Source organism: Ornithinimicrobium sp. CNJ-824 (genome assembly GCF_001942405.1).
GTDB classification, from domain to species: Bacteria; Actinomycetota; Actinomycetes; order Actinomycetales; family Dermatophilaceae; genus Ornithinicoccus; species Ornithinicoccus kibberensis.
Window position 1 is genome coordinate 52,683 of record NZ_MKKA01000013.1, and the last position, 8,468, is coordinate 61,150.

The window sequence follows — 8,468 nt, forward strand, 5'->3', positions numbered from 1 at the left end:
CCGCCCGTCCCCTACGCTGGCCGCATGGACTGGGACGACGTCGACGCCGTGCTCCTCGACCTCGACGGGGTCATCACCCCGACCGCCGAGGTGCACATGCGCGCGTGGGAGGTGATGTTCACCCGTTTCCTCGACAGCCTCCCGGAGGAGCACGAGCCCTACACCGACGCCGACTACTTCGCCCACGTCGACGGCCGGCCCCGCTACGAGGGCGTGGCCACGTTCCTGGACTCCCGCGGGATCGAGCTGCCCCAGGGCGACCCCTCCGACGGTCCGGACGAGCAGACCGTCTGCGGGCTGGGCAACCGCAAGAACGACCTGTTCAACGAGGTGCTCCGCGAGGAGGGCATCGAGGCCTACCCCGGCTCGGTCCGCCTGCTCGACGAGCTGCCCCGGCGCGGGGTCGCGATGGCCGTGGTCTCCTCGTCCAAGAACGCCGTCGAGGTGCTGCGCACCGCCGGCCTGGCCGACCGGTTCGAGGTCGTCGTCGACGGGGTCGTCGCCGCCGAGCACGGCCTGGCGGGCAAGCCGGAGCCGGACACCTTCCGGTATGCCGCGGAGCGGCTCGGCAAGGACCCCGCCCGGTGCGTGGTCGTCGAGGACGCGGTGTCCGGGGTGGCCGCCGGCGCCGCCGGCGGGTTCGCCCGGGTCGTCGGCGTGGACCGCGGCGTGGGCGCCGACACCCTGCGCGAGCACGGGGCCGACGAGGTCGTCACCGACCTGGCCGAGCTGCTCTGACCCGGCGCGCGACCGCATACCCCTCCCCCAGCCCGACCCCTGGAGCCCCCGTGCAGACCGACTCCGCCAACTGGCACCGCCCGCCCGACCCCGCCGACCCGATGGACCGCACGCGCTTCCCGGTGGACCCGTGGCGGCTGGTGGAGAGCGAGTACGACGCCGCCGACCTGGGTGTGACCGAGACCCTGTTCGCCGTCTCGAACGGCTACCTGGGGCTGCGCGGCAACGTCGAGGAGGGCCGGGACACCCACCTGCACGGCACCTTCGTCAACGGCTTCCACGAGACCTGGCCCATCCAGCACGCCGAGGAGGCCTTCGGGCTGGCGCGCGTGGGCCAGACCATCGTCAACGTGCCCGACCCCAAGACCATCAAGCTCTACGTCGACGACGAGCCGCTGCTGCTGACGACCGCCGACCTGGAGCACTACGAGCGCGCCCTCGACCTGCGTTCGGGCGTGCTCCGCCGTGACGTGGTGTGGCGCACCAGCTCCGGCAAGCGGGTGCGGATCACCAGCACCCGGATGGCCAGCGTCGAGGAGCGGCACCTGGCCGTGCTGACCTTCGAGGTGGAGATGCTGGACGGGGACGCCTCGCTCGTCATCTCCAGCCAGCTGCTCAACCGCCAGGACGGCTCGGACGAGTACCACGTGCGCTCGGCCGCCATGGGTGAGGGCGTCGACCCGCGACGGGCCGACACCTTCGAGCACCGGGTCCTCGAGCCACGGCTGCACGAGGTGCGCGACGACCGGCTCCTGCTGGGCTACCGCACCCACAACTCCCGGATGACCATCGCCACCATGGTCGAGCACCGGATCGAGACCGAGGACCCGTTGCGGCGGGACGTCGTCGTCGAGGAGGACCTGGCCAAGGAGGTCTTCCGGATCGAGGCCACGCCCGGGCGGTCGGTGCGCCTGGAGAAGCTGGTCGCCGTGCACACCTCCCGGGGGGTGCCGGCCCGGGAGCTGGCCGACCGGTGCACCCGCACGCTCGACCGGGCATCCGGCAGGGGCGTCCCCGCGCTGCACGAGGAGCACGCCCGGACCTGGGAGCGGTTCTGGGCCGAGTCCGACGTCGAGGTCGACGGGCTGCCGGACGTGCAGCAGGCGGTGCGCTGGAACCTGTTCCAGCTCGGCCAGGCCGCGATGCGGGCGGGAAGCCACGGCATCGCCGCCAAGGGGCTGACCGGGTCCGGCTACGGGGGGCACTACTTCTGGGACACCGAGTGCTACGTGCTGCCCTTCCTCACCTACACCCACCCGCAGGCGGCCCGCAACGCCCTGCGCTTCCGGCACGGCATGCTCGACGACGCGCGTCGCCGGGCGGCGAGATGGCCCAGTACGGCGCCCTGTTCCCCTGGCGCACGATCAACGGGCACGAGGCCTCGGCCTACTTCGCCGCCGGGACCGCGCAGTACCACATCAACGCCGACATCTCCTACGCCCTGATGAAGTACGCCCGCGCCACCGGCGACCGGCAGTTCCTCTGCTCCCAGGGCGTGGACCTGCTCGTGGAGACCGCCCGGCTGTGGGCCGACCTGGGCTTCTGGCAGGTCAACGGGGACAAGTCCTTCCACCTGCACGCGGTGACGGGGCCGGACGAGTACAACACCGTCGTCAACGACAACTTCTTCACCAACGCGATGGCCCGGCACAACCTGTGCGCGGCCGTCGAGGTGGTCCGCGAGCTCGAGCGCACCGACCTGCCCCAGCTGCGGCGCGCCGCCGCCCGGCTGGGCCTGCAGCGCAGCGAGGTGGCCGAGTGGGAGCGCATCTCCGAGCACATGCACATCCCCTTCGACGAGGACTTCGGCATCCACCCCCAGGACAGCCAGTTCCTCGAGCGAGAGGTGTGGGACCTGGAGGGCACGCCGGCGGAGAACGCGCCGCTCCTGCTCCACTACCACCCGCTGGTCATCTACCGGTTCCAGGTGCTCAAGCAGGCCGACGTCGTGCTGGCGCTCTACCTGCTGGGCGACCAGTTCAGCCTCGGCGACAAGCGCGCCGACTTCGACTACTACGACCCGATCACCACCGGCGACTCCTCGCTCTCGGCCGTGGTCCAGTGCATCATCGCGGCGAGGTGGGCTACCACGAGCTGGCGCTGCGCTACTTCTACGACGCGCTCTTCGTCGACCTGGCCGACCGGCACCGCAACGCCGCGGACGGGGTGCACGTCGCCTCCACGGGCGGCGTCTGGAGCACCCTGGTCGGCGGCTTCGCCGGGATGCGCGACCACGGCGGCCGGCTGACGTTCGACCCCCGCTTCCCGGCGGGCTGGGCGGGGATGACCTTCCGGATGCGGTGGCACGGGTCTCGCCTGCGCCTGCGCCTCACGCAGGAGGCGCTGACGCTCGTGGTCGAGGTCGGTGAGCCCGTCGAGGTCGAGGTCCGGGGCGAGCCGGTGGAGGTCGGTACCCGGCCGGTCACGGTCCCGCTCGAGGGTCAGGGCCCCCGGATGGAGGGCGGGCCGCTGCCGCACCGGGGAGGGGAGTCGCCCAGCCGTCGGAAGCCCGACCCCGACGCCGGCCACGAGCCCGGCCCGACGGCCGACCGGGGCGTCGAGCACGCTCCTGGGGTGGTCCCGCACAGCTGGTCCCACGAGCTGGACGACCCCACCGGGCCCGTCCCCGTGCGCCGGCCCGACGTGCGCTGAGGCCCTCGGTCCGGCACCACCGGAACCACGACGACGTGTCGTCCTGATTGGGACGGCCGCCCGGGGTGTGGTCCGATAGAGGCATGAGCGATCCGACATCGATGCCGTTCCAGGACGACGACCGCCCGCGGGACGAGGAGTCGCTCTACGAGGACGCGCGGCCCCAGGCCGCCGGTGGCGACCCCCTCGCGCACGACCCCACGACCGGCACGGACGCCGAGCCCGAGCCCTCGGACGGCCTGCTGCCCCCCGAGGAGACGCGCACCGACCTGCTCGCGGCCCGGGTCGAGGGACCGGACGACCACGAGGGCATGACCGCGCTGTGGCGCGAGACGATGGACCTGGAGCACTGGTGGTTCATCGCCGTCGGCGAGGAGGGTCAGGAGTCGCCCGCCGCCGCGCAGATCGACGGCCAGATGATGCTGCTCACCTTCACCAACGCCGAGCGCGCCCGTCACTTCGCGGTGCAGAACGGCATGATCGGGGCCGACGACGACCTGCGGGCGATCGCCCTGCCCCCGCAGGAGGTCGTCGAGTCCGACGACGCCTACCGCCAGGCGGGCATCGCAGGTCTGATGTTCGACCCCCACATCACCGGCTACTTCATGCCCTCGGACCAGCTGTCCGTCGTGTGGAACGCGATCTGGTCGGGTCGCTGACCGCGCCGTAGACCTGACCGTGCCCTGGACCTGACCGCGCCGTAGACGACGCGGGCCCGCTCAGCGCCCCGGGATCACCAGCACCTGGCCGGCGGCCACGCTCGTGGTGCTCAGCTTGTTGGCCCGCTGGATGTCCACGACCGCCTGGCTCAGCGGCACGTCCGGCAGGTGCTCGGCCGCGATCTGGCTCAGCGTCGTCCCCGGCTCGACGGTCACCGCCGAGCTCGCCCCGGCCGGGCCGATCGCGTTGAACAGCGAGGCGAAGGCCAGGACCAGCACGAGGACGGCCGTCGCGGTCAGGGTCAGCCGGCCGCGTCGGGTGAGCCGGACCGGGGCGGGGACGGGACGTCGTTCGTCGGCGGCGACCAGGCGCAGGTGTCCACCCGGGCGGCTGACGGCCCACGGTGCGACCGCCCCGGACACGGGGTGGAGGTCGGCGGTGGCAGTGCTCATGGTGGTCCTCCTCGGGATCATCCTGCGACATGCGTTCGATAGCACGTCTGTCCTATTGATAGCACGCACGTACGACTTTGTCGACACGCCGGTCGAACACATGTTTGCCACTGGGTGGGTTGGTCCGTACGCTGTGTGCATGTCAGGTACTCAAACACCGACCACTGACAGACCCTCTGACCTGCCTGACGGCCGGGGCCTGGCAGCCAGAGGACGACGGGGACGGAGACAGCCCATGGCCACGATCCACGAGATGCCCGACCGGGACGGCGGGGCGCAGCTGACCAACCGGCAGCGACGCGTCCTCGACGTCATCCGGGACTCCGTCGACGCCCGGGGCTATCCCCCGAGCCTGCGCGAGATCGGCGAGGCGGTCGGCCTGACCTCGCCCAGCTCGGTCGCCCACCAGCTCAAGATGCTGGAGCGCAAGGGCTTCCTGCGGCGCGACCCGCACCGGCCGCGGGCCATCGAGGTCGTGGTGCCCGGGAGCGAGGGCGGATACCGCCGGAGCGCCCAGGAGGACCCGGCCGACGTCCCCGGGCTCGCGGCCCGCCCCGACGACGGGGCCGCCGCGGCCCACGGGTCAGGGGCCTACGACGAGACCGGGATCGGCGACTCCCGCCCCGAGGCCTCCTACGTCCCGGTCGTCGGCCGGATCGCGGCCGGCGGCCCGATCCTGGCCGAGGAGGCCGTCGAGGACGTCTTCCCCCTCCCCCGGCAGATCGTGGGCGAGGGCGAGCTCTTCCTGCTCAAGGTGGTCGGGGACTCCATGGTCGACGCCGCCATCTGCGACGGCGACTGGGTGGTCGTGCGCCGGCAGCCGACGGCGGTCAACGGCGACATCGTGGCGGCCATGCTGGACAACGAGGCGACGGTCAAGACCTTCAAGCGGGGCAAGGACAAGGTCTGGCTCATGCCCCACAACCCGGCCTACGAGCCGATCGACGGCGACCACGCCGTCGTCCTGGGCAAGGTCACCGCGGTGCTTCGCCGCGTCTGACCCTCGGCGGGACAGCAGTCACCGTGCCGCTGCCACTGCACGGGTCCCTCCGCTCCCACGGCGCCGCCCTGCTCGACCGGGGCGGCGTCGTGCTGTCCGGGCCCCTCAGTCGGCGGGGCCCTCCCCCTGCTCCACGGCGTAGTAGTCGTAGAGGTCGTGCTCGTCGTTCTCGCTGAGGTGTCCCTTGGTGTCCACCTCCGGGGCGTCCTTGATCATCGCGCTGGAGTAGGCACCCGGACCTGTCCGTCCACGAGCTCGGCGGTGGCCAGCGGGACGAAGATCTTGCGGCCACCGAACCATCCGGTGCGCACGGTCACCCAGGCCGCCTCCCCCGTGGCGTTGTCGACGTAGACCTGCCCCAGGGACCCCACCTTCTCGCCGTCCTGGTCCACCACCTCGGCGTCGTACAGCGCCTCCAGCTCCTCCTGGGAGATGGTCACGTCGGCCTCCTTCGGCTCGATCCGCCCGCCGGCAGGGGTGCTCGGCGGGTGCACAGCACCATACCCAGGCCGTGCCCGGGCGGTCGGGAACCCACCGGACCGGGCTCAGCTGCGGGGCCCGCGCCCCTCGTGGCGGCGCAGCCGGCCGGGCCTGCCCGGGCCGGTCGTCGGCCCGCCGACCGGTCCCTCCGGCCGGTCCTGGGCGGAGGGGTAGGCGACGTTCTCCGAGGCCCCGGTCACCGCCTCCTCGGGGCGCAGCTCGGCGCGGCGGGCCAGGGAGTCGTCGGCCCCGGCGTCGGTGCGGGCCGGCTCCTGGGGACGCACCAGTCCGTAGTGGCGGAACAGCCGGTGCTGCGCGTCCTCGTCGAGGTGCGTGTCGGCCCCGACCGTCGGGGCGTCCTCGACCTCCTGCCGGGTGTGCGCGACCCGGATCGTTCCCTCCTGGACCTCGGCCCCGACGAGCGGGACGAGGCTCTCGCCGACCTCGGACGCCCCGGTGCGCACGCTCACCCACGCCGGAGCGCCGGTCTCGTCGTCGAGGTAGACCTGCCCGACCTGGCCGAGACGGTCGCCGTCGGTGGTCCTCACCTCGGCGTCGTAGAGGGCGCTGATCCGCTCCTGGTCCACGTTGCTGTCCATGTCCATCTCGTGCCTCCTCGTCCCGGCCGGCAGGGTGCGGCTACCTCCCGATGTCACCAGGGATCGGGGGCGCCCGCATCCCGAGGATGGTCCTGCAGAGCCACCAGGTCGTCCACGAGCCGCGGGAGGACGTCCTGCAGCAGGCTGTCCACCTGGACCGTGGTCTCGGCCCAGCCGCGGGTGGCCCCACGGGTGACGACCGCCACGGGGATCCCGTCGCGGGCCGCGCGGCGGACGAACCGGTAGCCGCTCATCACCCGCAGCGACGACCCGAGCACGAGCAGGGTGCCGGCCCCGTGGACCATCTCGTAGGCGGTGTCCACGAGGGCCCGGTCGACCGACCCGCCGAAGAAGACGACGTCGGGCTTGAGCGCGTCGCCGTCGCAGACGAGGCACCGGGGCGCGCGGAACCGGGCGACCAGCTCCTCCGGGACGACGATGTCCCCGTCGGGCCGCACCTCCGCCCCGTCCTGGACCAGCGCGCCGAAGCCGGGGTTGGCCTCGACCAGCCAGTCGTGCACCTGGTCCCGCTGGTAGGGCTCGCCGCAGTCCAGGCACTGCACGCGCGCCAGGCTGCCGTGCAGCTCCAGCACCGACCGGGCGCCCGCCTCCTGGTGCAGCCCGTCGACGTTCTGGGTGATGACCCCCGTGACCACCCCGAGCTGCTCGAGCGCCGCGACCGCCAGGTGGGCCACGTTGGGCCGGGCCGCGGCGAACCGTTCCCAGCCGCTGAACGCCCGGGCCCAGTAGCGGCGGCGGGCCTGGGAGGACCCGGCGAACTCCGCGTGCTGCATCGGCTGCACGCGGCGCTGACCGTCCGGCCCCCGGTAGTCCGGGATCCCCGAGGCGGTCGACATCCCGGCCCCGGTGAGGACCACGACCTCCCCGTCGGCCACGAGGTCGCGCAGCAGGGCGTAGCGCTCCTCATCGACGGGGGTCCGGGGCGGCACGGTCAGGGCGGTGTCGACCGGGCCCGGGACCAGCGGCGGGCGTCCGTCCGCCGCGGGCAGCGGCTCCCCCAGCGCGCGCACCCAGGACCGGTTCTCCACCCCGCCATCATCCCTGACGCCGGAGGGGTATGACGTGCCGCCCGCCCGGGGACGCCCCCCCTCCCGCCCCGGGGACGCGTCGACGGCGGGCCCGGTGGGGCCCGCCGTCGTGGTGGTGGATGTGTCTAGACGATCATCACCGGTGCCGTGGCCTCCTCGGCCACCGCCGCCGCCGTCGGTCCTCGCGGGAGGACGATGATCTCGGCGCCGGCGTCGTGGACCAGGACGGCCGCGACCGGGTGCTGCTGCCGGTCCGTCCGCACGACCACGAGCGGACGCTCGTCCCGCTCGGCCCGCAGCCGCGCGGCGACGACCACGCGGTCGGCGTCCTCGCAGGGACCGGTGGCCACGGCGACGACCGGGGCCTGCGGGTCCACCCGGCCGGGTTCCCAGCCGGGGGGCACCAGGACCAGGGTCCCGGCTCCCTCGTGGACGAGCCGGCGGGCGGTCGAGCCCAGCCGCATCCCCGGGAAACCGCCGGAGCCGCGGCGGCCGACGACCGTCATGGCCTGCTCCGCGTCGGACCCCGAGGTGGCGCCCACCGCCCGGCCGATGGTGCCGGCCGGGCAGGCACCGTCGTCCCGGTCCGCCTCCAGGACCAGCTCGGTCGAGGCCCGCGGGTCCGACCTGCGGGCCCCGTCCCGGGCCCGTTCGAGCAGGGCCCGTCCGACCGCCCGGCCGGCCCCGCTGTCGTGGACCAGCACCAGGCGGGTGCCCTCCGCGGACGCTCCGCGGTCGCCCAGGCGACCGCGGAGGCGGAGGAGGCCGACCCGTCCACGCCCACCAGCACCGGACCCAGGGCCCGAACCGTGGCGCTCACGACCCGACCCCGGATCTC

General features: G+C 73.6%; 9 protein-coding genes and 1 pseudogene. 5 read left to right on the plus strand and 5 right to left on the minus strand.

The genetic code is table 11. The annotated features are described in order from the left end of the window. Positions 1-24 precede the first annotated feature (24 nt). The 4 genes and pseudogenes from BJF81_RS07230 (at position 25) to BJF81_RS07250 (ending at position 4,049) form a co-directional block, all read left to right on the plus strand. Positions 25-738 carry an HAD family hydrolase gene (locus BJF81_RS07230; protein ID WP_075957762.1) on the plus strand — a complete coding sequence of 238 codons (714 nt, stop codon included), beginning with the start codon at positions 25-27 and terminating at the stop codon, positions 736-738. Positions 739-839: 101 nt separating this feature from the next. Beyond that, positions 840-2,986 (plus strand): annotated as a pseudogene (locus tag BJF81_RS16740) (glycoside hydrolase family 65 protein). Continuing rightward, positions 2,962-3,390: a glycosyl hydrolase family 65 protein gene (locus BJF81_RS20910; RefSeq protein WP_342447098.1), complete on the plus strand. Its 429-nt coding sequence runs from the start codon at positions 2,962-2,964 to the stop codon at positions 3,388-3,390. The pseudogene BJF81_RS16740 and the gene BJF81_RS20910 overlap by 25 nt, the downstream one beginning before the upstream one ends. Before the next feature lie 83 nt (positions 3,391-3,473). Continuing rightward, positions 3,474-4,049: a hypothetical protein gene (locus tag BJF81_RS07250; protein ID WP_143780718.1), complete on the plus strand. Its 576-nt coding sequence runs from the start codon at positions 3,474-3,476 to the stop codon at positions 4,047-4,049. A gap of 60 nt (positions 4,050-4,109) precedes the next feature. On the opposite strand, the gene BJF81_RS07255 is transcribed toward BJF81_RS07250, so the two are convergent. After that, positions 4,110-4,502: a LysM peptidoglycan-binding domain-containing protein gene (locus tag BJF81_RS07255; protein WP_075957767.1), complete on the minus strand. Its 393-nt coding sequence runs from the start codon at positions 4,500-4,502 to the stop codon at positions 4,110-4,112. Positions 4,503-4,737: 235 nt separating this feature from the next. On the opposite strand from BJF81_RS07255, the gene lexA reads away from it, so the two are divergent. Further along, positions 4,738-5,502: a transcriptional repressor LexA gene (gene lexA / locus BJF81_RS07260; protein WP_075957768.1), complete on the plus strand. Its 765-nt coding sequence runs from the start codon at positions 4,738-4,740 to the stop codon at positions 5,500-5,502. Between the two features lie 212 nt (positions 5,503-5,714). Here lexA and BJF81_RS07265 read toward each other — a convergent pair whose 3' ends face one another. The 4 genes from BJF81_RS07265 to BJF81_RS07280 all read right to left on the minus strand — a co-directional run bounded on the left by BJF81_RS07265 (position 5,715) and on the right by BJF81_RS07280 (position 8,334). Next, on the minus strand, positions 5,715-5,942 hold the full coding sequence (locus BJF81_RS07265; RefSeq protein WP_158068632.1) for a PRC-barrel domain-containing protein: 228 nt from the start codon (positions 5,940-5,942) through the stop codon (positions 5,715-5,717). A gap of 105 nt (positions 5,943-6,047) precedes the next feature. Beyond that, a complete protein-coding gene (locus BJF81_RS07270; protein ID WP_075957770.1) occupies positions 6,048-6,587 on the minus strand; it encodes a PRC-barrel domain-containing protein in 540 nt (179 codons plus the stop codon). 47 nt (positions 6,588-6,634) lie between these two features. Further along, positions 6,635-7,630: a Sir2 family NAD-dependent protein deacetylase gene (locus BJF81_RS07275; RefSeq protein ID WP_237770094.1), complete on the minus strand. Its 996-nt coding sequence runs from the start codon at positions 7,628-7,630 to the stop codon at positions 6,635-6,637. Between the two features lie 125 nt (positions 7,631-7,755). Then, on the minus strand, positions 7,756-8,334 hold the full coding sequence (locus BJF81_RS07280; RefSeq protein ID WP_075957771.1) for a hypothetical protein: 579 nt from the start codon (positions 8,332-8,334) through the stop codon (positions 7,756-7,758). Positions 8,335-8,468: the final 134 nt, after the last annotated feature.